The organism is Novispirillum itersonii subsp. itersonii ATCC 12639 (genome assembly GCF_000381985.1).
In the GTDB taxonomy this organism is placed as follows: Bacteria; Pseudomonadota; Alphaproteobacteria; order Rhodospirillales; family Rhodospirillaceae; genus Novispirillum; species Novispirillum itersonii.
Map to the genome: position 1 here is coordinate 48,838 of NZ_KB907348.1, position 24,449 is coordinate 73,286.

General features: G+C 62.5%; 18 protein-coding genes and 2 tRNA genes. 15 read left to right on the forward strand and 5 right to left on the reverse strand.

Annotation, left to right across the window (positions count from 1 at the left end; genetic code table 11):
• Positions 1-32: 32 nt before the first annotated feature.
• From G365_RS0115670 to G365_RS21945, 5 genes are all read left to right on the forward strand, one after another.
• Positions 33-422 (forward strand): response regulator, encoded by a 390-nt coding sequence (locus G365_RS0115670; RefSeq protein ID WP_019646483.1) that lies wholly within the window; start codon positions 33-35, stop codon positions 420-422.
• A gap of 266 nt (positions 423-688) precedes the next feature.
• A complete protein-coding gene (locus G365_RS0115675; RefSeq protein WP_051089911.1) occupies positions 689-1,408 on the forward strand; it encodes a protein phosphatase CheZ in 720 nt (239 codons plus the stop codon).
• A gap of 229 nt (positions 1,409-1,637) precedes the next feature.
• Positions 1,638-2,300 carry a hypothetical protein gene (locus G365_RS0115680; RefSeq protein WP_211217695.1) on the forward strand — a complete coding sequence of 221 codons (663 nt, stop codon included), beginning with the start codon at positions 1,638-1,640 and terminating at the stop codon, positions 2,298-2,300.
• Between the two features lie 155 nt (positions 2,301-2,455).
• A complete protein-coding gene (locus G365_RS0115685) occupies positions 2,456-3,205 on the forward strand; it encodes an OmpA/MotB family protein (protein WP_081628589.1) in 750 nt (249 codons plus the stop codon).
• Complete coding sequence (locus tag G365_RS21945) at positions 3,205-6,804, forward strand: tetratricopeptide repeat protein (RefSeq protein ID WP_019646487.1); 3,600 nt, start codon at positions 3,205-3,207, stop codon at positions 6,802-6,804. Before G365_RS0115685 ends, G365_RS21945 begins: the two co-directional genes overlap by 1 nt.
• Before the next feature lie 132 nt (positions 6,805-6,936).
• Here G365_RS21945 and G365_RS21950 read toward each other — a convergent pair whose 3' ends face one another.
• From G365_RS21950 to G365_RS0115715, 4 genes are all read right to left on the reverse strand, one after another.
• On the reverse strand, positions 6,937-8,727 hold the full coding sequence (locus G365_RS21950; RefSeq protein WP_019646488.1) for a cache domain-containing protein: 1,791 nt from the start codon (positions 8,725-8,727) through the stop codon (positions 6,937-6,939).
• Between the two features lie 364 nt (positions 8,728-9,091).
• Positions 9,092-9,168 (reverse strand) — tRNA-Pro (locus G365_RS0115705).
• 215 nt (positions 9,169-9,383) lie between these two features.
• Positions 9,384-9,460: transfer RNA gene (locus tag G365_RS0115710), tRNA-Pro, on the reverse strand.
• 210 nt (positions 9,461-9,670) lie between these two features.
• Positions 9,671-10,699 (reverse strand): polyprenyl synthetase family protein, encoded by a 1,029-nt coding sequence (locus G365_RS0115715; RefSeq protein ID WP_019646489.1) that lies wholly within the window; start codon positions 10,697-10,699, stop codon positions 9,671-9,673.
• A gap of 235 nt (positions 10,700-10,934) precedes the next feature.
• Here G365_RS0115715 and G365_RS0115720 point away from each other — a divergent pair, with 235 nt between their 5' ends.
• The 7 genes from G365_RS0115720 (at position 10,935) to G365_RS0115750 (ending at position 19,476) form a co-directional block, all read left to right on the forward strand.
• A complete protein-coding gene (locus G365_RS0115720) occupies positions 10,935-11,147 on the forward strand; it encodes a putative signal transducing protein (RefSeq protein WP_019646490.1) in 213 nt (70 codons plus the stop codon).
• The gene (locus G365_RS0115725; RefSeq protein WP_019646491.1) at positions 11,140-11,916 is read left to right on the forward strand and encodes a tRNA1(Val) (adenine(37)-N6)-methyltransferase; all 777 of its coding nucleotides are present in this window, start codon (positions 11,140-11,142) and stop codon (positions 11,914-11,916) included. Before G365_RS0115720 ends, G365_RS0115725 begins: the two co-directional genes overlap by 8 nt.
• 52 nt (positions 11,917-11,968) lie before the next feature.
• Entirely contained in the window at positions 11,969-12,856 is an 888-nt protein-coding gene (locus G365_RS0115730) for a glycine--tRNA ligase subunit alpha (RefSeq protein ID WP_019646492.1), read from the forward strand.
• Positions 12,857-12,861: 5 nt separating this feature from the next.
• Positions 12,862-14,928, forward strand: a complete 2,067-nt coding sequence (gene glyS / locus G365_RS0115735) for a glycine--tRNA ligase subunit beta (protein ID WP_019646493.1) — start codon at positions 12,862-12,864, stop codon at positions 14,926-14,928.
• A 251-nt stretch (positions 14,929-15,179) separates the two neighbouring features.
• Positions 15,180-17,858, forward strand: coding sequence for a pyruvate, phosphate dikinase (ppdK, locus tag G365_RS0115740; protein WP_019646494.1), 2,679 nt, complete (start codon positions 15,180-15,182; stop codon positions 17,856-17,858).
• A 1-nt stretch (position 17,859) separates the two neighbouring features.
• A complete protein-coding gene (meaB, locus tag G365_RS0115745) occupies positions 17,860-18,765 on the forward strand; it encodes a methylmalonyl Co-A mutase-associated GTPase MeaB (protein ID WP_019646495.1) in 906 nt (301 codons plus the stop codon).
• Between the two features lie 90 nt (positions 18,766-18,855).
• Positions 18,856-19,476, forward strand: a complete 621-nt coding sequence (locus G365_RS0115750; protein ID WP_019646496.1) for a YqaA family protein — start codon at positions 18,856-18,858, stop codon at positions 19,474-19,476.
• A 46-nt stretch (positions 19,477-19,522) separates the two neighbouring features.
• Here G365_RS0115750 and G365_RS0115755 read toward each other — a convergent pair whose 3' ends face one another.
• Positions 19,523-20,314: a hypothetical protein gene (locus tag G365_RS0115755; protein ID WP_019646497.1), complete on the reverse strand. Its 792-nt coding sequence runs from the start codon at positions 20,312-20,314 to the stop codon at positions 19,523-19,525.
• Positions 20,315-20,500: 186 nt separating this feature from the next.
• On the opposite strand from G365_RS0115755, the gene G365_RS0115760 reads away from it, so the two are divergent.
• The 3 genes from G365_RS0115760 to mreC all read left to right on the forward strand — a co-directional run bounded on the left by G365_RS0115760 (position 20,501) and on the right by mreC (position 24,427).
• Complete coding sequence (locus G365_RS0115760) at positions 20,501-22,039, forward strand: 2-isopropylmalate synthase (RefSeq protein ID WP_019646498.1); 1,539 nt, start codon at positions 20,501-20,503, stop codon at positions 22,037-22,039.
• Positions 22,040-22,232: 193 nt separating this feature from the next.
• A complete protein-coding gene (locus G365_RS0115765; protein WP_026345414.1) occupies positions 22,233-23,273 on the forward strand; it encodes a rod shape-determining protein in 1,041 nt (346 codons plus the stop codon).
• A 308-nt stretch (positions 23,274-23,581) separates the two neighbouring features.
• A complete protein-coding gene (gene mreC, locus G365_RS0115770; RefSeq protein ID WP_019646500.1) occupies positions 23,582-24,427 on the forward strand; it encodes a rod shape-determining protein MreC in 846 nt (281 codons plus the stop codon).
• Positions 24,428-24,449: the final 22 nt, after the last annotated feature.

The window sequence follows — 24,449 nt, forward strand, 5'->3', positions numbered from 1 at the left end:
CTGCCTCAGGGCTGTCATGAACGGAGTGTCAGATGGCTGTCGATAAGAATATGAACATCCTGATTGTGGATGATTATAAGACGATGCTGCGCATCATCCGCAATCTGCTCAAGCAACTTGGCTTTAACAATATCGACGAAGCCACCGACGGAAGCATGGCGTTGCAGCAGCTGCGTTCTGGCCAGACTTACGGTCTGGTGATTTCCGACTGGAACATGGAGCCGATGACCGGGCTGCAGCTCCTGCGCGAAGTGCGTGCGGATGCAAAGCTGAAGTCTCTGCCCTTCATCATGGTTACTGCGGAATCCAAGTCCGAGAACGTGATCGCGGCGAAGGAAGCCGGTGTGTCGAACTACATCGTTAAGCCTTTCAATGCGGAAACCCTGAAGTCGAAGATGGTCAGCGTCCTCGGCGATTTCTGATCCGGCATGACGGAACGCAGACAGCGGCAGCGGGAATATCCCTCTGCCGCTGTTATTATTTCAGGCTTTCTTCTTGAGTGTGCCCGGACCAATGTACGGTGGGCGGGCAGTAAATTTTATTTATTCTAATTTTTGTATGTAAAGCTACGGGATCCCATCAGCTTAAGAGACTGGTACTGAGCCCGTAAGCGGGTTAACCTTTCGCTTATTGGGTCCGATGCCGGTTTCTGCGGGGGGCAGAAGCCGGGACTTCTGGGAGGGTCGTGATGTCTGCTAATGGTGCTGCTCCGGGGTCGGGGCTTCAGGCGTCGATTGCTAACTGTGTTACCGACATTCGCCGCAGGCAAGGGGATGCTGTTCCCGTTGACCGGATCGGTTTGATCGTCGGGGACATTCTGGGGTCTCTCAGCGGTGAGCTTTCAGCTGAGGACATGAGGCTCTATCAGGAACTCGAAGGGCTTTCCCGTTATATCCAGCAGGCAAAGCAGGAAATCGCCTCTCTGAACCCGACCGACATCCGGGAAGAGTTTCTGCCGACCGCCGCTGATGAGCTTGATGCCATCGTGCAGGCGACAGAAAATGCGACCGGGGCGATCATGGATGCCACCGAGGTCGTTGAGGCTGTTGCCAGCGAGATCGGGGGTGATGCCTCCAGCCGTCTGACCGATGCGACGACAATGATTTATGAGGCCTGCTCGTTTCAGGATCTGACCGGTCAGCGCATTACTAAAGTGGTGCGGATGCTGAAAAGCATCGAAGACCGAGTCGATAACCTGATTAAGGCTTTTGATCCGGAAACACTGGCCGCGGCCCGGGCGGCTTCCGGGCCGACGGATGTACAGGCAGCAGGAAACTATGGCCGTCAGCAGTCTGCCGCTGTTGGTGACCGTGCGGACGACTCGGCGCTTCTGAATGGCCCGCAGTCTTCGGCGTCTGCGATGGCGCAGGATGACATTGACGCGCTGCTTGCCAGCTTTGACAAATAATTAAGAGTCCTGCGGGATGCTGCTCAGCATGATTTTGATGGCTGGGAAAGCGTGAGGTCCGGTGTACTTTTCGGTCCATCCCAAAGAGACAGAAACAGCGTCTGACGCCCCTGTGACTCCCGCCGAGTCGCAGGGGCGTACTATTATTACGATGTACCTGTCTGTTTTTGTGATTTTGCTGGCCTTTTTCATCGTGCTCTATGCGTTGTCGCAGAATGAGCCCATCCGCATGTCATCTGTGATGACCAGCGTTTCCCGGCATTTTCAGGATCCGCCGTCGGCCCGTGGCAAGGCGTCGTCGTCTCTGTCGCAGGGGGCTGAGGCGCAGGTGACGCCGCTCTATCTGCCGGGAACCCGCAGTCTTGCCCTGCCGCTTGGGCACGAGGTCCCGCAGTCCCCTTATCAGCATCAACTGGCTGACGCGATTTCGGTGGCGGTTCCGACTGCAACGCTGGTCATGCTGGCCGATGATGTTCTTGAGGCCCGGATGCGGGCTGATGCCTTGTTTTTTTCTGAAAATGCCCGTATTCGCCCCGGTCGTGAAGAACTTGTTGATCGTTTGGTGGCACTGTTGGCGTCACCGCCGCCGGGTCTTACCTACGAGATGGAATTTCGGGTTGGAACCGATTACGATTCCACGAAAAGTTTGCTCGGTGATATGGTTGGCAACGTTCAACCTGCCGGGACCGATGAGCCGGTGCTGGAGGCAGGGGGGGCCGATGCCCGGCAGGTCAGCCGGGCGAGGATGACGCTGGCGTTGGCCCGGGCCGGGACCTTTGCCCGTCTGATCATTGGCAGCGGCGCGTCTCCGCAGACTGTTGCGGTTGGTGTTGACCCCGGTCTGCCGGACGAAATCCGGCTGGTGTTCCGTCTGCGGGCAGGCGGTCGTTGAGAAAACCCGGTTCTGGCAGACCGGAGAAAACGTGGCTGTACCGGGGGAAGGTGGAGTTGCGGTATACCCTGCGGCTTCGGTCGCAGTTCTGCCCGCTGTCCGGTACAGACGACCGGGGCGGTCTGTGTGAGTAACAGGGATGTGGTCAGAGCATTATGAGTGAACAGGTCTTCATCACTGCTGCCAGACGGCCAACGTCCCCTCAAGGGGGGCTGGGCAGCGCTTGGGTGCTGACGTTCTGTGATCTGATGCTGCTGATTCTGGTGTTTTTTCTGATGCTCTATGCTACGGCATCTCCGCGCACGCGGGAAATGGCGGCGGCGGTGGGCAGTATTACCCAGACCCTGAATCCGGATAATGTGAAGCCGCGGGTCGATCTGCGGCCTGCCCCGGAACCGGCGATGACGGCGGCGCGCACTGCCCCGGCGTCGAACCTGTCGTATCTGCGGCTGGTGCTGGAGCAGACCCGGGCGCAGTCGCCGGCGCTGCAGGATATGCTGCTGACGGAACAGGAAGGCCAGCTTGTGATCTCTCTCCCCGGTGATCTTCTGTTTTCGCCCGGCGAAACTATGCCCCGCCCGGAGGCCGCCGCTGCGGTGGGCGAACTGGCGTCGGTTCTGTCCCGGCTTGCCAACCGTGTTGCAGTTGCCGGTCATGCGGAACCGCTGCCTCTGTCTCCGTCCGGTTTGTCCGCGTGGGAGCTTTCACTGGCCCGTGCTGCTTCGGTGGCGGCGTTACTGGTCTCTAAAGGCTACCCGGGTCATCCGCTGATTCTCGGCTATGGTGACAGCAAGCCGTTACCTGCTACCGCGATGGGGGCCTCTACGGCGTCTGACACCGCAGGGTCGGTGGCGGCTCTGGCCCGGCGGGTTGATCTTCTGATTCTGCCGGGGAGGGAGGGTTGATGTCGCCGGTCCGTTTTCCTGCGATTACCCGTTTTTCTGTCCGGCACCCGGCAGCTTGCCGTACCGGGGCTCTCAGCCTGCATCTGCGGGCTGTTACCAGCCTTCGACTCGGGGTGTTTGTTGCCGTTCTGGCCGGGGGGCTGGGGTTCGGCAGCGCTGTGGCGGCCGAGATCCGCTCGGCGCCCCACAAAGATTACGGGCGGGTGGTGTTCGACTGGAAAGGCACCGTCGGCTATTCGGCCTCGGTAGAAAAAGGCAAGGTGCTGATCACCTTTGATCAGCCGGTGCAGGATGACCCGTCTAAGGTCGTCCGCAGCCTGAAGGAGTATGTGTCCGGGGCCAGTCTCAGCCCGGACCGGAAGACGGTGACGCTGGATCTGAAGGGGGATTTCGCCCCGAAGGCGTTTACCTCTGGGAAGTCGGTGGTGCTCGATCTTCGCAAAACCCGTGAGGAGGCTGAGCCTCCGGCGGCGAAGCCTGTGGAGCAGAAAGCAGCCGAAGCCAAACCGGCTGAGCCGAAACCGGCGGAAACCAAGCCCGCAGAGACCAAACCGGCTGAGGCGAAACCCGCCGAAAGTAAACCGGCTGATCCGAAGGCTGCCAAACCGGCAGGGAACACTCTGCCGGTGACGGTCAGTGACCAGCAGGGTGCTGCCCGGATCACGTTTGACTGGCCGAAAGAGACCAAGTACCGGGTTGAGCTGCTGCCGGACCGCAGCCGGTTTACCTTCCAGCGCCCGGCGGTTGTCGATGTGGCGGCAGTCCGGGCACAGTTGCCGGAGGCGATGCAGGGCTTTAGCGCGACGACAACCCCGAAGACGCTGGTGGTTGATATTCCGACCCCGCCGCAGGGGAAGATGCGTCATTCTGCCACCGGACCCCGGGTGCAGGTTGATGTGACAGCCCCGAATGGTCTGGCGACGCCGAAGACACCCCCGGCGGAACCGCAGGTCGCGGCGGCCCCGGCCGCTGGTGAGGCGCCCGCTCAACCGGCTGCGGCTCCAGCTCCGGTCCCCCCCGCGACGCCCGCTCCGGCTGCGCCCGTGACGCCTCCGGCCGCGCTCGGCGCTGCGCAGTCCGCAGAGCCGCCGGCAATCAGCCCGGCTGCTGCGGCACTGGAGCAGCTGATGCGCGACAAACTGGGGATGAACCGCCCCGGTCCGGGGAACCCGACGCCCCCGGCTCCGGCGCAGGAAGCCGATGGCAGCGAGCCGCTGGCAGGGCCGCCGCTGCAGCCGGTGCCGCAGGCCAGCGATTCGCGGGTAGCCAGCCTGAGTTTTCCGTGGAACGAACCGACCGGTGCCGCTGTCTTCTGGCGCGGCGGCTGGTTATGGGCAGTGTTTGACCGCCCGTCTGAGGTCGATCTTGGTCTGCTGAAGCGTCTTGGCGGCGGACTGGTCCTGCATGCGGAGCAGCTGCCGAGTAAAACGGCGACCGTGGTGCGGATGCTGATTGAGCCCGGCTTTAATCCGTCCGTCCGTCGGGAAGGGCAGCTGTGGGTGGTTGACCTGATGAATCAGGCCCCGCGTCCGGCCCGGCCGCTGCCGGTGGAAGCCCAGTCAAAGAGCCCGGTCGGCCCGCGCCTGCTGGTGCAGGTGACGGACCCGGGCCGGGCGATGGTGCTGGAAGACCCTGAAGTCGGTGACCGCTTTATTGCTGTGCCCGTGGTGCCGACCGGCAGCGGGATCTTCCCGACGTTCCGCTACCCCGATCTTGATCTGCCGGTGACGGTACAGGGGATTCTGGTCGAGCCGCACACCGACGGCATTGTTGTCAATTCCAGCCGCAGCGGTGTGGAAATGACCCAGCCGGGGATTGGTCTGACCTTCTCCCCGGATCTGACGCAGATGCGCACGCTGGCCGCGGTGGGGACCAAGACCAACCTGCACCGTGTGCTGGATATTGATACCTGGATGCACGGACCGGAGTCCGACTTCCTGAAAAATCGCCAGCTCCTCCAGATTGCCGTGGCGAATGCCCCCGGTGGGCGGCGGACCAATGCCCGTCTTGATCTGGCCCGCTTCTTCTTTGCGCATGGGTTTGCCGCTGAGGCTCTGGGCGTTCTGAGGACGATGGTGGCCGACCAGCCGGAAATCGAACAGACGGCCCCGGTCCGGGCCCTGCGCGGGGTGTCTAACTACGCGATGGGCCGTTATGGCGAGGCTGTTGATGACCTGAGCCATTCCAGCCTGTCCGGCGTGGAGGAGGCGGCATTCTGGCGGGCGGCGGCTCTGGCGGAAATGGGCTCTCCGGCCCTGCAGGCGTTGACCATGCGGGAGTACGGGGCCCTGCTTGGCTCCTATCCGCGCCGGGTCAAGGTGCCTCTGGCTCTGACGGCGGCGACGGCTTCAGTCGCTGCCGGGGATGACCTGGGCACCAATACGTTTCTGACGGCTGCCAAGGTGCCGGATAACACGGCGCATGAACTGGCGGCGATCGGCTATCTGTCGGCCAAGCAGGAAGAGTTGCGCGGTAATTTTGATCAGGCGCTGAATACCTACGATCAGGTGGCCGAAACCACAGACCGTTATTACCGGGCGATGGCTCTCTATGATGCGCTGATGCTGCGCAACCGTCTGGAAGAGCTGACGCTGGATAAGCTGATTGACGGTCTGGAAAGTCTGCGGTTTGCCTGGCGTGGCGGTGACTTTGAATTCAAGCTGCTGATGCAGCTGGGGGATCTGTACACCCAGAAGCAGGATTACGGCGAGGCCCTGCGGGTCTGGCAGCAGGCGGCGTCGTATTTTGAAGACCGTAAGGAAGCGGTGATTGCCGCGAACCGGATGCGGGAAACCTTCGAGAAGCTGTTCTTTGACGGGGCGGCTGATGCACTGCCGCCGATTCGGGCAATTGCACTGTATGAAGAATTCCGCGAGCTGACTCCGGCTGGCCCGAAGGGGGATGAGATGATCCGCCGCCTGTCTGACCGTCTGGTCGGGGTGGATCTGCTGCCGCAGGCTGCGGCCCTGCTTGACCGCCAGATTGAGTTCCGTCTGAACGGGCAGGATAAGGTGAAGGTGGGAACCCGGCTTGGGCTGGTCTACCTGCTGAACCGTGAACCGCAGAAGGCTGTTGAGTCGCTGCTGAAGACTTCTAGCCCTGAAACGACACCAGCCCCGCTGGAGCGTCAGCGTCAGCGTCTGATGGCACGGGCTCTGGCCGATATGGGCCGCAGCGCCGATGCGATTGATCTGCTTGAGGTCGATGACAGCCGCGAAGCGGATTTGCTGCGGGCGGAAATCTATTGGAAAGACCGCAACTGGCCGAAGGTGGCTGAAGTGTTCTCCCGTCTGGTGCCGGAACCGGCAGCGGACCTGACGCTGACCGATAATCAGGCCCGGATGCTGCTGGACTGGGCCACGGCCCTGACCCTTGGGCAGAACGAGCGAGGGGTGTTTGAGTTGCGTCGCCGCTATATCGGGGCGATGGAAAAGACACCGTTTGCCAATGCCTTTGATCTGATCACCACCACCCCGGAAGGGGGCCTGATCGATTACCGGACCATTGCCAGCCGGATCAAGCAGGCGGAAAACTTCCAGTCCTTCCTCGCCAGCTATCAGGAGCGACTGCGGAATCAGGGGCTGAGTGGTATCAACTGAGGCCCTTCTCCCGAAAGAAAACAAAATCCCCCGGACGATCGTGTCCGGGGGATTTTTTCTTGGGCTGTCGCTGGAGCATCATAAAAAAGACGCCCCGAAGGTCACCCGCGGGGCGTCTGTGGTCTTTGGGGCTCAGGCAGCCCGTAACAGGGGCTGTTCCGGCTGATGGTGGCCTATGGCCGTCTGTGGCAAGGTCACAACAGTTCCGGATGTGGTTCCGGGCTGCTGTTCGGCGGTTTCTGCCATCGCCTGATCCCGCAGCCAGGTCAGGAAGCTGTCGACTTCCCGCTCCAGTCCGGAGCTTTCTTCCAGCAGGGAGCCGGAGGCGGACAGAACGGTTTCTGACAGCTGCCGGGTGGTCTGGGCCATGCTTGCCACCCCGGAAATGCTGCGGGCCGTATCGCGGGCACCGACCGAGACATGCTCAACGTTGCGGGCAATTTCTTCGGTAGCGCCGCGCTGCTGCTCAATGGCGCCGGCTTCGGTGGCAGACAGCTCTTCCAGCGTGTTAATGATGCCGACAATCCGCTCGACGGCAACGGCAGCCGCCTGACTGGCAGCCTGTACCGAGGTGATACGGGTATTGATGTCCTGCGCGGCGGACGCCGTCTGTCCGGCCAGTGCCTTGACCTCACTGGCAACCACAGTAAAGCCTTTTCCGGCGTCTCCGGCCCGTGCGGCTTCAATGGTGGCATTAAGGGCGAGAAGATTCGTCTGGCTGGCAATGGCCTGAATCAGCTGCAGGACCTGCCCGATTTCGTTAGCAGTATCGCACAGTTCGGCGATTTCACGGCTGACAGTGGCGGCATCTTCGACGGCTGAGCGGGCTACAGCGGCAGATTTTTGCTTTTGGCGGGCAATTTCGTCGATTGAGGTGGTCAGTTCGATTCCGGCAGAAGCGACCATCTCAGCGGCGGCAGAGGCCTCTTCCGTTCCTGACAGAGCTGTCTCGCTGTGGGTGGTGGTATCATCGGCTGTGGAGCTAAGGGTGATTGCAGTTTCATACAGGGCTGAGCCTGATCCTTTGAGGGACGAAACCGCTGTCCGGACCCGTTCTTCCAGAGAGGCTGCCAGCGCGAGCAGGTCATCCCGCCGCTGTTGAGCGGCAAGACGGGTCTGTTCTTCCCGTTCTGCCCGCAGACGGGCCGCTTCTTCAGCATTCTCGCGAAACTGTTCCAGCGCCCGGGCCATGTCACCCAGATCATCCTGCCGTTTCAGGAACGGGACCTGGGCATGGAGGTCACCGCCTGCAATCCCAGACATAGAGGCGCGGATTTTCAGCAACGGTCCGGTCAGCCACAGGCGGGCCAGCAGCAGGGCTGTGGTCAAGGCCAGCAGGCTGGCCCCAAGGCCGAACAGAGCGCCGATGATCTGCGTATGGCGGATCGGGGCGTAGAATTCGGCGGTGGTCTGCCCGACAAACAGGATGCCGATTACAGTGCCATTGCGGTCACGGATCGGGTCGTACCCGACGATATAGGCCTGCCCGAGAATATCAACGGTCCCCCGGAACGGTTGCCCTTTGACCAGGACTGATTCGTATGCGGCGTTTCGGTCAAGAGTGGTACCGATTGCGCGGCTGCCATCATTCTTCAGAATGCTGGTGGCGATCCGGCGGTCCCCCATAAACAGGGTGGCAACGCCTTTGGTGACGGCAGAGATCCGGTCGGGGATGGCATTGTTATCGTTCAGAAGGGCCTCTCCGGCCCGCATCTGTCCATCTTCGATAAACACCGGCCCGCCGATGTCTTTCAGCTCTTTCCATGCGACCCGCATGGCCAGTTCCAGAGCATCGTTGGCGCGTCGTTCCGCGTCACGGGTCAGTAGAACCGTATTTACGGCGGTGACGGCGGCTGCCACGCTCAGGGCAGTCAGGACGACGATGGCGGCAATGCGCCACGACAGGGTGAGTCGGAGTTTCATGCTTATCCCCAGTCAGCAGACAGGGGGATATTCTAGACCCGGTCCGCTGCTCTTGTGCCCGGCCCGGTGTTCTGTGGGGTGCCGGATTACTTCAGTTTTGTTACGCGCACCATTGGCCTTTTTTAATTTGTGGTCAATGGTCCTAAGGGCGTAAGAGGGGGAGGGAAGTGTCTGAAAACTATGCCTAAAGATATATGGTGATAGAGGCTTTATTGTATGTTTAGGAATGTATAGATCCCTATTTTTCTATTGGTTCTTCAGATTTGTGGATATGAGTAACCGCAGAGTCAGGGTTGCTCTGATTTTCGTATGAAGAAGAATGAAAACAAAACCCCCGCCAAGTCAGTGACTTGACGGGGTTAATTGGTCGGAGTGAGAGGATTCGAACCTCCGGCCCCTGCCTCCCGAAGACAGTGCTCTACCAGGCTGAGCTACACTCCGGTATCGGGATATCCGCTGTCTCTGTTTGGCTTTGCAACCAGTTGATATTGCGGATTTTTATTTTCTCTTCACTGCGTTAGCGGCGTCGAGGGCGGCTTTATAGCGCCCCCAGTCGATCTGCGCAAGAGAAGGTTTCAGAAAGACTGCAGATTTTGGAGAGTTTTTGTGGGTAAGAAACAAAAACCCCGCCAAGTCAGTGACTTGACGGGGTTAATTGGTCGGAGTGAGAGGATTCGAACCTCCGGCCCCTGCCTCCCGAAGACAGTGCTCTACCAGGCTGAGCTACACTCCGGTATCGGGATTTCCACTTTCTGTCAGTCTGTTTAACAGATTGATTGAGCGGATTTTCTTCGCCGTTTGTCGGCGTCGAGGGCGGCTTTATACCGCTCTGACGCCATTGGTGCAAGACTCTTTTTCAGATTTTTTAAAACGGCTTGCCTTTTTCCGCTCGCATCGCCCCGGAAAAGCAAACCCCGCCGGGTCGGGCGGGGTCTGGCTGGGATCAGTAGGCGCGTTCGATGCAGAAATCGACGATCCCGATCAAGGATTGCTTCATCGGCCCATCGGGGAACTGGTCAAGGCTGGCCTTGGCGGCATCGCCATAGGCCCGGGCGCGGTCAATGGTCGCCTGCAGCGTGCCGTACTGTTCCATCAGCCGCATGGCTTCCGGCAGATCAGCGTCGGTCTGTTCCAGCGCTTCCATGGTACGGGTCCAGAAGGCGCGTTCGCTGTCATCAGCCTGTGCGACCGCCAGAATCACCGGCAGGGTGATTTTTCCTTCCCGGAAGTCGTCGCCGACTGTTTTGCCCAGCTTTTCCTGATTGGCAGAATAGTCGAGGTAGTCGTCAACCAGCTGGAAGGCGATGCCAAGGGCCATGCCATAGTCGTGCAGGGCTTTGGCCGGGCCACCGCTTTTGCCTGCCACTTCGGCGCCGACCTGACAGGCGGCGGCAAACAGTTCGGCTGTCTTGCCCTGAATCACTTCGAGGTAAGAGGCTTCGCTGGTGGCGATATCATTGGCGGTGATCAGCTGCTGCACCTCGCCTTCGGCGATAACGCGGGAGGCGCGGGACAGAATCTCCAGCACCTTCAGGTTTCCCGGCTCAACCATCAGCTCGAAAGCGCGGGAGAACAGGAAGTCACCGACCAGCACGCTCGGCTTGTTGCCGAACAGGGCATTGGCGCTGGCCTGCCCCCGGCGCAACAGGCTTTCATCGACCACGTCGTCGTGCAGCAGGGTGGCGGTATGGATGAATTCCACACAGGTCGCCAGCTTGACGTGATCATCCCCCCGGTAGCCGCACAGATCGGCGGCGGCCAGCGTCAGCATCGGGCGCAGGCGCTTGCCGCCTGCCGCAACCAGATGACCGGCCAGCTGCGGAATCAGCGCCACCGGGCTGTGCATGCGGGCGATAATGGTTTCGTTAACGCGCAGCATGTCGGCGGCCACCAGATCAACCAATTGGTTGAGGGCGTCGGTTCCGGTAAGCGGGGCGGCGGAAGCGGGGGCGGCAGAAACTGTGCTGGTCACGGCTATTCCTGATACAATAAACAGTACAGAGCGCCGCGCAGCCTGCGGAGACCCGGGCGTCCGGCGTCCGGAGAATAGGTTTCGGCCCCCGGTGCGGTCAAGCCGCAAAGCCATGCCAGCCCCTGTGATGGCGGAGTCGTGACAGTGCCGTGCGTCAATCCCTGTGCGGCTGTGTCTGCCGGATCACAGGCCGGGCCGGTCGGCAGGCAGATAAAAGCGATGAGGAGGAGCGGGCATGATCGAAATTCTGCGAACCAATGATGTGGTCCTGCTCTCCGCACTGGAAGTTGAGCTGACGGTCAACCGCATCGATACGGTGATTCTCGATGACTGTTCCAGCACGGCGCTGGGCTGTACCGGGCTGGTGGCCCGGCGGCTGATGGTCCATGCCGATCAGGAACAACAGGCGCGGCGGGTCTGCTCGGATTTCATGAAGGTCCATGGCTGATACCGCTGACGACTCCGGGGTGACGGAAACCGCTTTGCTGGCGGGGCGGTTCCGGTTGCTGCAACCGGCGGACGGTTACCGGGTGGCGATTGACCCGGTGCTGCTGGCAGCCTGTGTGCCGGAAGAGGCGCAGGGCCGGGTGCTGGATGTTGGCGTCGGCACCGGGGCGGCACTGGGCTGTGTGCTGTCCCGTTGTCCCAGTATGACGGGTGCCGGGCTGGAACTTCATCCCCCCCATGCGGCGCTGGCCCGCCGGATGCTGACCGTCAACGGCTGGACCGGGCGGGCCGAGGTGATCGAAGGCGATGTCACCGCCCGTCCGGCCCCGGTGCCGGGCAGCGCTTTTGACTGGGTGATCACCAATCCCCCGTATCATGGCCCCGGGACTTCCCCGCGGGAAGCCGGACGGGCCGGAGCGCATATGGAAGCGGTCCCGCTGGCGCGGTGGCTATCTTTCTGTGTGCGGTGTCTGGCCCCGCAGGGGCAGCTTGCCATAGTCCACCGGGCTGACCGCGCCGGGGATATTCTGGCGGCGCTGTCAGCGGACGGTAAGATCGGTGCCCTGACGGTGATCCCCCTGTGGCCGAAAGCCGGAGTGGCGGCAAAGCGGGTGCTGGTGACCGGGCGCAAGGGCAGCCGCGCCCCGCTGACCCTGCACCCGGGCGTGGTGCTGCACCGCGCTGACGGCACCTTTACCCCGGAAGCCGAACAGATTCTGCGGGTGGGCGGTGGCGTTCCTAAGTTGACGGACCGGGGGGCGGGCGGCTAGCTTTCAGCCCAGTCTTTATTGTCTTCATATCCAGTCAGACGGAACCGTCTCCATGGCCGATGCCAAGCCGAAGAGTTTTCAGCAGCTGATCCTGACGCTCCAGCAGTTCTGGGCGGATCAGGGATGCGTGATCCTGCAGCCTTATGACATGGAAGTGGGGGCGGGGACCTTCCACCCGGCCACCACCCTGCGGGCACTGGGTCCAGAGCGCTGGAACGCGGCCTATGTGCAGCCGTCGCGTCGCCCGACCGATGGCCGTTATGGCGAAAATCCCAACCGGCTTCAGCACTATTACCAGTTTCAGGTGATCATGAAGCCGTCGCCTGAAAATATTCAGGAGCTGTACCTCGACTCTCTGCGGGCGCTGGGGATTGATCCGCTGCAGCATGATATCCGCTTTGTTGAGGATGACTGGGAAAGCCCGACGCTGGGGGCCTGGGGCCTTGGCTGGGAAGTGTGGTGTGACGGCATGGAAGTCACCCAGTTCACCTACTTCCAGCAGGTCGGCGGCTTTGAATGTAATCCGGTCCCGGCGGAAATCACTTACGGGCTGGAACGTCTGGCCATGTACATTCAGGGTGTTGAAAACGTCTATGATCTTGATTTCAACGGTCAGGGCGTGACGTACGGCGATGTGTTCAAGCAGGCCGAGGTCGAATACTCCCACCACAATTTCAGCCATGCCGACACCGATATGCTGCTGCAGCACTTCAAGGATGCCGAGGCTGAATGTCAGTCGCTGCTGAAGGCGGGGCTGCCGCTGCCCGCCTATGACCAGTGCATCAAGGCATCGCACCGCTTTAACCTGCTGGACGCCCGCGGCGTCATCTCCGTCACCGAACGCGCAGCCTATATCGGTCGGGTGCGGGCGCTGGCCAAGGGATGCTGTGAAGGCTGGCTGGCCGCGCGCGGCCATCTCGATCAGCAGGCGGAAGGATAAGACCAATGACCAAATCTCTGCTGCTGGAACTGCTGTCTGAAGAAATCCCTGCCCGGATGCAGGCCGGTGCCGCCGAGGCGCTGGACCGTCTGGTCCGCGACGGGCTGGCTAAAGCCGGGTTCGACGGGCTGGCGGGCAAGACTTATGTCACCCCGCGCCGTCTGGTGCTGACCCTCGACGGGCTGCCGGATGCGACCCCGGATGTGTCGGAAGAACGCCGGGGCCCGCGCGCCGATGCGCCGGAAAAGGCGCTGCAGGGCTTCCTGACCGCCAATAACGTCACGCTGGATCAGTGCGAACGCCGCGAAACTCCGAAGGGGACCTTCCTGTTCGTCACCGTCGAGACCAAGGGCCGTCCGACGGTCGAGGTGCTGAAGGATGTGATCGAAGGCGCGCTGGCCGCCTTCCCGTGGCCGAAATCCATGCGCTGGGCGGATAAGCCGCAGCGGTGGGTCCGTCCGCTGCAGTCGATTCTGTGCCTGTTCGGCGATCAGGTGGTGCCGGTGGCGTTTGCCAACCGTGTCGCGGGCAGCACCACCCGGGGCCACCGCTTCCATGGGCCGGAAACCTTTTCCGTCACCGGCTTTGAGGAGTATGCCGCCGGTCTGCGCGGTGCCAAGGTCCGTCTCGATCCGGAAGAGCGGATGGAGCTGATTGCCGGAGAGGCGATCCGCCTTGCGTCCGGCAAGGGCGTCACCGTAAAGCCCGATGAGGGGCTGCTGCGCGAGGTCGCCGGACTGGTCGAGTGGCCGGTGCTGCTGATGGGCCGCATCGACGACGCCTTCATGGATGTGCCGGGCGAGGTGCTGTCCACCTCCATGCGCGCCCACCAGAAGTACTTCTCCACCCTCAATGCCGACGGTACGCTGGCCCCGTACTTTATCGTCGTGTCGAACATGATCACCGACGACAACGGCGCCCGGATCATCGCCGGGAATGAACGCGTCCTGCGGGCCCGTCTGTCCGATGCCAAGTTCTTCTGGGATCAGGACCGGAAGCAGCGCCTCGACAGCCGGGTGGAAAAGCTAAAGGAGCGAATTTTCCACGCCAGACTGGGCACCGACTTTGAAAAAGTTGAGCGGATCCGGGCTCTGGCGGCGGTGATCGCCGGGGCCATCGGTGCCGATGCGGCGCAGGTGGACCGGGCGGCGGTACTGGCCAAGGCTGACCTGTCCACCGGCATGGTCGGGGAATTCCCCGAGCTGCAGGGGGTGATGGGCCGCTATTACGCCCGCAACGATGGCGAGGCCGAGGCGGTGGCTGAAGCCATTGCTGATCACTACAGCCCGCTCGGCCCGTCGGACCGTTGCCCGACCGCGCCGGTGTCGGTCTGTGTCGCGCTGGCGGATAAGATTGATACCCTCGCCGGGTTCTGGGGCATCGGCGAAAAGCCGACCGGCTCGAAAGACCCGTTCGCTCTGCGCCGTGCGGCGCTGGGGGTGATCCGTCTGATTCTGGAAAACGGTCTGCGCCTGCCGCTGCTGCCGGTGTTCTCTGCCGCTGTGGCCGGGCATACCGCTCCGTTCAGCGCCGATAAGGCGGCGATCCCGGGCGATCTGCTGGATTTCTTTGCCGACCGTCTCAAGGTGTTCCTGAAGGAGCAGGGCGTCCGCCACGATCTGATCTCGGCGGTGTTCGCGCTGGGGGGCGAAGATGATCTCGTCCGCCTGCTGAAGCGGGTACAGGCCCTGTCCGGCCTGCTGGGCAGCGAAGACGGTGCCAACCTGCTGGCCGCCTATCGCCGGGCGATGAACATCGTCCGTATTGAAGACAAGAAGGATGGCCCGCATGACGGCACGGTGGATGCCACCGTGCTGACGCAGGACGAGGAAAAGGCCCTGCACGCCACCCTGTCGGCAATTACCCCGCAGGTGACGGCAGCCCTGTCGGCGGAAGACTTCGAAGCGGCGATGACGGCGCTGAGCGGCCTGCGCGGCCCGGTCGATGCCTTCTTCGAAAAGGTGACGGTCAACGCTGAGGATCCTGCCCTGCGCCGCAACCGCCTGAGGCTGCTGTCGGCCATTGGCGCGGTGATGGGGCCGATTGCCGACTTCGCCAAAGTCGAGGGATAAGGTCTGATGGCCGGGGCGGTGTGTCCCGGCCATTGTTCCATCCGGGGGCCGCTGCGGTGCCCGGATGGATGTAAAGAAGCCGGGCGTACCGGCCCGGTCTTCCGTTGTGGGGCGCTGCCCTAAGGCCAGCTTCAGGCCCCTCCGGCTGAGGGCCTCTTCAGCGGGAAGAGCCTGAAGATTTGATGTGTCGCATCGGTTTACGCAAAGCCGGAGTCCACTTTTGCGTCCGATGCTCTAATGAGGAAACAGACATGTCCAAGTGGGTTTATACATTCGGAGACGGTCGTGCCGAAGGGCGGGCCGAGATGAAGAACCTTCTGGGGGGGAAGGGTGCCAACCTTGCTGAAATGTCAGCAATCGGCCTGCCGGTGCCCGCCGGGTTTACCATCACGACCGAAGTCTGCACCCACTACTATGCCAACGGCCGCCAGTATCCGGTGGAGCTGACGGCGGCGGTTGAGGCCGGGATTGCCCATATCGAACAGATCATGGGGGCCGGGTTCGGCGATGCGAAGAATCCGCTGCTGGTCTCTGTGCGGTCCGGGGCCCGGGCGTCGATGCCGGGGATGATGGATACCGTTCTCAACCTCGGCCTGAACGATGTCACCGTTGCCGGTCTGATTGCATCCTCCGGCGATGCCCGTTTCGGCTGGGACAGCTACCGCCGGTTCATCCAGATGTATTCCGACGTGGTGCTGGGCATTGACCACCATCACTTTGAAGAGCTGCTGGAAGAACTGAAGTCTGACCGTGGCTATGATCTTGATACCGAGCTGCAGGCCGATGACTGGAAGGAACTGGTCGGGGCCTATAAAGGCAAGGTGCAGGAAAAGCTTGGCCGTCCGTTCCCCGATGATCCGCGGGAACAGCTGTGGGGCGCGGTCGGTGCCGTGTTCTCCAGCTGGATGAACCAGCGGGCGATCACCTACCGCCGTCTGCACGACATCCCGGAAAGCTGGGGCACCGCCGTTAACGTGCAGGCGATGGTGTTTGGCAATATGGGGGATGACTGCGCCACCGGTGTCGCCTTCACCCGTGATCCGTCAACCGGCGAAAACGTGTTTTACGGCGAGTATCTGATCAACGCGCAGGGCGAAGATGTTGTGGCGGGGATCCGGACTCCGCAGCATCTGACCGTGATCGGCAAGGACCGCAACCATTCCACGCTGCCGGCGATGGAAGAAGCCATGCCGGAGATGTTCGTTGAGCTTGACCGCATTCGCCATGTGCTTGAAAAGCACTACCGCGACATGCAGGACATGGAATTCACCATCCAGCGCAACAAGCTGTGGATGCTCCAGACCCGCAATGGCAAGCGCACCTCTGCCGCCGCCCTGAAGATTGCCATCGACTTTGCCCATGAAGGGTTGATTTCTCATCAGGAAGCGGTGCTGCGTGTTGATCCGGCCCAGCTGGATCAGCTGCTGCATCCGATGCTGGATCCCAACGCCCCGCGCACCATCCTGACCACCGGCCTGCCTGCCAGCCCGGGGGCGGCTTCCGGGCGGGTGGTGTTTACCGCTGAGGACGCCGAAGACTGGGCCCGCCGGGGGGAGAAGGTGATTCTGGTCCGCATCGAGACCAGCCCGGAAGATATTGGCGGCATGCATGTGGCGGAAGGGATTTTGACCTCCCGTGGTGGCATGACCAGTCACGCCGCCGTGGTGGCGCGTGGCATGGGCCGCCCCTGCGTTGCCGGGGCGGGCAGTGTGCGGATCAATTACGCCGAGAAGGTGATGACCATTCTGGGCCGGGAGATCAAAGAGGGAGACACCGTCACCCTTGACGGGTCTTCGGGGCAGGTGATCTTCGGCGAAGTGCCGACCATCCAGCCGGAGCTGACCGGTGATTTCGGTACCCTGATGGAATGGGCCGACGCAGTGCGCCGCCTGAAGGTGCGTGCCAATGCTGAAACCCCGACCGATGCCCGCACCGCGCGGTCTTTCGGGGCGGAAGGTATCGGCCTGTGCCGGACCGAGCATATGTTCTTCGACCCGAAGCGTATCATCCACGTCCGCCAGATGATTCTGGCACAGGACGAGGCCGGGCGCCGTCAGGCCCTTGAAAAGCTGCTGCCGTATCAGCGCGAGGACTTTGTCGAGCTGTTCACCATCATGCAGGGTCTGCCGGTGACAATCCGCCTGCTGGATCCGCCGCTGCATGAGTTCCTGCCGCATACGGAAGAGGATATGCGCGAGGTGGCCGAGGCGGCCGGAGTGGATATTAAAGCCGTGCGGTCTGCCGCCACCGCCCTGTCGGAAAGCAACCCGATGCTTGGGCACCGTGGCTGCCGTCTTGGGGTGACCTACCCGGAAATCTATGAGATGCAGGCGATCGCCATCTTCGAGGCGGCGGTGCAGGTCTCGAAGGCCACTGGGCAGACCGTGGTGCCGGAAATCATGATTCCGCTGGTGGCGACCCGCCGCGAGCTGGACCTGATGAAGGCCGTGGTCGATGCGGCTGCCGGTAAGGTGTTCGGGGAAACCGGCGTGACGCTGGAATATGCGGTCGGCACCATGATTGAGCTGCCGCGGGCCGCCCTGCGCGCCGGGGAAATCGCCGAAAGTGCCGAGTTTTTCAGCTTTGGCACCAATGACCTGACCCAGACCACGCTGGGCATTTCCCGCGATGACTCGGCGCACTTCCTCGAGACCTATCAGCGGAAGGGGATCTATGAAAAAGACCCGTTCGCTTCGCTCGATCAGGATGGGGTCGGGGAACTGGTGCAGATTGCCGCTGAGCGGGGCCGGAAGACCCGTGCCGGGCTGAAGCTGGGCATCTGCGGTGAACATGGCGGGGACCCGGCATCGATCCATTTCTGCGAACAGACCGGTCTGGATTACGTTTCCTGCTCACCGTTCCGGGTGCCGATTGCCCGTCTGGCGGCAGCTCAGGCGGCGCTGGGCAAGGCGGCGGAAGGGCAGAAGTAAGATGACGCTCGACGGGCTGAAGGGTGGCGGAAAGGCCGCCCTTGCCCGGGCGCTGGCCCAGATTGAGGCAAAGCCGGAGGCCCCGGAAACGGTGGCCCTGCTGGCGGAAGCCTATCGCCAGCCCCGGGCCCATGTGGTCGGCATCACCGGTCCGCCGGGAGTCGGCAAATCCACATTGTTGAATGCCCTGATTACCGGCTGGCGGCAGCGGGGCCGCACGGTGGGGGTGATTGCGGTTGATCCGTCGTCGCGGCGCTCCGGCGGGGCCCTGCTGGGCGACCGGACCCGCCTGAGCACCGACCCCGAGGATCAGGGGATTTTTGTCCGCTCGATGGCCGCGCGGGACCGCCTTGGCGGTCTGGCGGAGCTGACCGTCGGGGCCATGGTGCTGATGCGGGCCCTGTATGATGTGGTGCTGATTGAAACGGTCGGCGTCGGGCAGTCAGAAACCGATGTGGTCCGGGTGGCCGATACGGTGATCTTCTGTGTTCAGCCGGGATCAGGCGACAGCCTGCAGTTCATGAAGGCCGGGATTGCCGAAATCCCGCATATCGTGCTGGTCACCAAGGCGGACATGGAGCGCGAGGCCCGCCGGGCCCGGGCCGATGTCGAAGGGGCCCTGTCGCTGTCAGAACAGGAAGGCGGCTGGGAGATCCCGGTGCTGCTGGTGTCCTCGATGCGGGGCGAGGGTCTGGACGAGGCGATTGAGACCATCGATGCGCACGCACAGGCGCAGCAGCCGCTGCGGGAGGCCCGGCGCCGGACGCAGGGAGAGGACTGGCTGCTGGAATTTGTGCGGGAACGTTTTGGCCGGGATGGGGTCCGCCGGGCCGGGGCGCTGACCCTGCCGGGGGATGCTGACCCCTTCTCCCGGCTGGCTGAGGTCGCCGCCGGATTGTCCCGCTGACCGGCTGGTCTGCGGTCTGTTTGACGTGTCGGGGGCGGATCCGGTAGTGTCCGCCTCCGTTATGCTTTCGCGAAACAGGAACCCTGTTCGATGACTGAGATGCCTGCCTCTGATACTCCGCGCCCCGGTCTGATGCGCCGCCTTTATGATGCTACCCTGCGGCTGGCCGAGGGGCGGCACGCCATGAAGGCCCTTGGCGGTGTCTCTTTCACCGAGGCTTCGTTTTTTCCGGTTCCGCCCGATCCGATTCTGATCGCCATCGCGCTCTCAACCCCCCACCGGGCGATGCGGGCTGCCCTGTGGTGTACGGTGATGTCCGTCCTTGGGGGGCTTCTGGGTTATGCCATCGGCTCTGGCCTGTATGAGTGGATCGGCAAACCGATCATCGAACTGTATAAGCTGCAGGGGGCGTTTGAGACGTTCCGGCAGGGTTTCGCTGATTACGGGGCGTGGATCATCGTTGCCAAGGGCCTGACGCCGATCCCCTTCAAGCTGGTGACCATCGCCAGCGGCGTGGCGGATATGAATTTGCTGGTGTTCGTTATCGCCAGCGCTCTGACCCGGGGGGCGCGGTTTTTCGTGGTGGCGTGGCTGTTCAAGACCTTCGGCCCGCAGGCCCGCGCGATCATGGACCGGCATTTCTATAAGGTGTTCTGGGGCGGGTTGACCCTGCTGGTCGGTGGGTTTGCGGCGGTCTTTCTGCTGAAGTGACCGCCGCAGGCAGCACGGAGGGCACCGGGAATCACACTGCCGGGGATCACACCTCGGTGTCGATCCGGTGTGGCCGGATGCTGATCAGGCGCCGCAGGGTGACGCCCCAGGCCATATTGGCAAACGCTGTGACCGCCAGCTGGGCGATGGTGACAAGGCACTGTGCGATCACCGTACCGACGGTTGCGACCCCGCCTTCTGCCGCTTTGGGCGCGAAGCCGGTGGCAAAGGCCAGAACCACCATCAAGATCAGCATAAAAGTGATTGAGATGAGCAGGGCGATACCGGCAAGCCGCCAGCTGTTGCCCTGACCGTAATGCCAGCCGGCGCGGATCGGGTCGGGGTGGTCGCAGGCGCAGGCGGCCATGATCACGAACAGCCGCATTCCCAGCAACAGCAGCAGGGGGGATGCCAGCAGCAGGATCAGGCTGCTGGCCCCGGTGCCGGTTCCGGCCTGCTGGGCCGCCAGATGGGTCATGCCCAGCGGCAGGGCAAGGATGGCCAGCATGGCCAGAAACACCTGTACTTCGCGCTTGCCGACACGGAACGGGTCATTCTTCGGGTCCGGCACGCCACCGGGGCCAAACGCCCCCACCCGCACCTGCTGCACCGTGGCCCCGACCCCCAGCCACAGGCCGACGATAAAAAACACCTGCTGTACAAAGTCGCTGGTCCCGGCGGCCTCGGCCAGTGTTGCCCCCAGCATCATCACCGCTGTCGGCAGGGTAATGGTCAGCACCAGCCGGGCATGGGCCTGCAACAGGGTGGCCGTATCGGTCAGCACGGCAAAGACTGGCAGTTTGTCCCCCGGGCGGGAGGGCGGAGACTGGGAGAGCATCGACAGATCCTGAAAAGATAAGTCTCTTCAGGATAAGGTCTGATCGCGGTTTCGCAACCCCATGTGGTTAGCGGATTGCATGTGATCGGGGCTTGACTCGGCCCGGTCCGGCGACGACTTTACTCCGTCTGCGGTGCCGTGATGCCACCCGCCGCCTTTTCCCATCTGATCAGCAGGCCGAGTGTTATGGAACAGAACCGGGTTATCATTTTCGACACCACCCTGCGGGATGGCGAGCAATCGCCCGGCGCATCGATGAATCTGGACGAAAAGGTCCGGATTGCCCAGACGCTGGAAGATATGGGTGTCGACGTGATCGAGGCCGGGTTCCCGATTGCCTCGGCAGGTGACTTCGAGGCGGTCAACGCCGTGGCGAAGGTGGTGAAGAAAAGCCGCATCGCCGGTCTGGCCCGGGCCGTGCGCGCCGATATCGAGCGCTGCGCCGAAGCAGTCCGCCCGGCGGAACTGTCGCGGATCCATACCTTTATTTCCACCAGCCCGCTGCACATGAAGTACAAGCTGCAGATGGAGCCTGATGCGGTTGTGCAGGCGATTCACGACAGCGTGTCGCTGGCCCGCAATCTGGTGGACGATGTTGAATGGTCGGCGGAAGACGGCTCCCGCACCGAGCATGACTTCCTGTGCCGCTGTGTGGAAACCGCGATTGCCGCCGGGGCGCGGACCATCAATATCCCTGACACCGTCGGCTATGCGGTGCCGGATGAGTATGCCGCGCTGATCGCCATGCTGATCAACCGGGTGCCGAACATCGATCAGGCGATTCTTTCGGTGCACTGTCATAATGACCTCGGGCTGGCGGTTGCCAACTCTCTGGCGGCGGTCCGGTCCGGGGCACGCCAGATTGAATGCACCATCAACGGTCTGGGGGAACGGGCCGGGAATGCGGCGCTGGAAGAGATCGTCATGGCGCTGCGTACCCGCAACGATGCCATGCCGTTCACCACCGGTATCCGGACCGAGGCGATCACCCGGGCTTCCAAGCTGGTTTCGACCGTCACCGGGTTCGTGGTGCAGCCGAACAAGGCGATTGTCGGGGCCAATGCTTTCGCCCATGAGTCCGGCATTCATCAGGACGGCGTTCTGAAAAATGCCGCCACCTACGAGATCATGACCCCGGAGAGCGTCGGCCTCAGCCGGTCGTCTCTGGTGATGGGCAAGCATTCGGGGCGTCATGCCTTCCGCGATAAGCTGAAGCAACTGGGCTATGAGCTGGGCGATAATGCCCTGAACGAGGCGTTTAAGCGCTTTAAGGATCTGTGCGACAAGAAGAAGGATGTCTTCGACGAAGATATCATCGCCCTTGTCGATGATGAGGCCCGCGCCAACGACCATATCCGCTTCCAGTCTCTGGAAGTGATTGCCGGATCGAAGGGCCCGCAGAAGGCCACGCTGGAGCTGGAAATCGACGGGCAGAGCGCCCGGGCCGAGGAAAGCGGCGACGGGCCGGTTGACGCCACCTTTAAGGCAATCCGTGCGCTGTTCCCGCATGAAGCCCGGCTGCAGCTCTATCAGGTGCATGCCGTGACCGGGGGGACTGACGCGCAGGCCGAGGTGACGGTGCGGCTGGAAGAGAACGGCAAAACCGTGATCGGGCAGGGCGCGGATACCGATACGCTGGTGGCGTCGGCCCGTGCCTATGTCACCGCCCTGAACAAATTGCTGACCAAGCGCGAAAAGACGGCTCCGGCCCCCGTTTCCGCTTGAGTTTCGCGCTGCACCGGAAGATAACAGCAACGGTGACAGGTCCGGGTTTTGTGTCTCCGGGCCTGTTGCATCCCGCGGTGTCATGGCGACAGGGGTGACGCCTGATGCCGCCGGGGGACAGGATCGCGACCCAACAAAGCCGGACCGAAACCAGCGCCGGCGTACAACGACCCAAGGCTTTTAGTGAGGCATAATGTTTTCGAGGCTGACCGGATGGCTTTCCGCCGATATGGCGATTGACCTTGGTACCGCTAACACGCTGGTTTACGTGAAGGGCCGGGGGATCGTCTTGAACGAGCCGTCGGTCGTGGCGATTGCCGAAGTGAAGGGCAAGAAGCAGGTTCTGGCCGTCGGTGATGAAGCGAAGCAGATGTTGGGCCGTACCCCCGGCAACATTCAGGCGATTCGCCCGCTCCGCGACGGTGTGATCGCCGACTTCGAAGTTGCCGAAGAAATGATCAAGCATTTCATTCGCAAGGTGCATAACCGTCGGTCCTTTGCCTCCCCGATGGTCATCATCTGCGTGCCGTCCGGGTCCACCGCCGTTGAGCGCCGCGCGATTCAGGAATCGGCGGAAGCCGCCGGTGCCCGCCGTGTTTACCTGATCGAAGAGCCGATGGCCGCTGCCATCGGTGCCGGGCTGCCGGTGACCGAGCCGACCGGCTCCATGGTGGTTGACATCGGTGGCGGCACCACCGAAGTGGCCGTGCTGTCGCTGGGTGGTATCGTGTATGCCCGCAGCGTGCGTGTCGGCGGCGACAAGATGGATGAAGCCATTATCGCTTACATCCGCCGCAACCATAACCTGCTGGTCGGCGAAGGCTCTGCCGAGCGGATCAAGAAGGATATCGGCTGCGCCTGCCCGCCGGCCGAAGGCGAAGGCCGCACCATCGAGATCAAGGGCCGTGACCTGATGAACGGGGTTCCGAAGGAACTCATCATCTCTGAACGTCAGATCGCCGAGAGCCTTGCCGAGCCGGTGTCGCAGATCGTTGAAGCCGTGAAGGTGGCGCTGGAACACACCGCCCCGGAACTGGCTGCAGATATCGTCGACAAGGGTATCGTGCTGACCGGCGGGGGCGCCCTGCTGAAGAACCTTGATTACGTTCTGCGTGTCTCCACCGGCCTGCCGGTTTCCATCGCTGATGATCCGCTGTCCTGCGTTGCGCTGGGCACCGGTCGGGCGCTGGAAGAAATGAAGAAGCTGCGGAACGTCCTGACCTCCATGTACTAAGCGGCTGGACCGGATCACATTTCCGGTCCGACCACTGGCCTTGGGGCGGCCCGGGATCGCATCCATGCGGATCCCGGGCCGTGCCGTTTTCGGGTGTTGCTCCCGATGGTTCCCCTGTTTTAACGGCGGGGGACATGGGGGTGATGGTTTTCTCGTGGCGGCATTGACGGTATAGTGTGCGGCGCGGGAGTCCGGCTTATGCCCCGGAAAAGCTCCGGGGCCGGAACAGGGCTCCATCCACGTTTTTGGGATCTGCGGTTTCCGTGAAACAAACGACCCCCAATCCAAACCGGTTGAATCACCTGCGGATGCTGGTGAGCCGGTTCGCTTTCATCGTGCTGGTGGTGGCATCTTTTGCCCTGATGCTGATCGGCAAGGCCGACACCATGCTGGTGGAGCGGGTGCGGACCTTCATGTCCGATGCGGTGACGCCGGTGGCCAGTCTGTTGTCGCAGCCTGCTTCCACGGTTTCCGCCGTCATGGATAATCTGCGTGAACTGACGGCGATCCGCGAAGAAAACAGCCGTCTGCGTGATGAAAACGCCCGCTTGCTGCGCTGGCAGACGGCGGCCCGCCTGCTGGAGGCGGAGAATGACAGCCTCAAGGGTCTGCTGAATTTCGTTCCCGGCCCCCGCGCCAGCTTTGTGACGGCGCGTGTGGTGGCCGATACCGGCGGGGCCTTTGCCCATTCTCTGCTGGTCACAGCCGGGTCCCGCGAACTGGTGGAAAAGGGACAGGCCGCCGTTTCCGGTGAAGGGCTGGTTGGCCGCGTGATCGAGGCCGGGCACCGTTCATCGCGTGTCCTGCTGCTGACCGATATCAACAGCCGGATTCCGGTTTCGGTCGGGAATGCCCGGGCCAGAGCGATTCTGGCCGGTGATAATACCGAGCGTCCGCGCCTGCTGTATCTGCGCTCGCAGGTCCGGGTGCAGCCGGGTGACCGGGTGACCACGTCCGGCGATGCCGGTGCCTTTCCGCCGGGGCTGCCGGTCGGGATCGTCACGTCGGTCGATGACGGCGATGTGCGGGTTGAGCCCTACTTTCAGCGCGACAAGCTGGAATATCTGCGGATCGTCGATTACGGCCTGATGGGCGTGTTGACCGATATCGACCCCGGCGCGTCGCGTCCGGCCACCTCTGGCGAGCTGCGCTGACCCTGCGGGGTGGTGTGGCGTT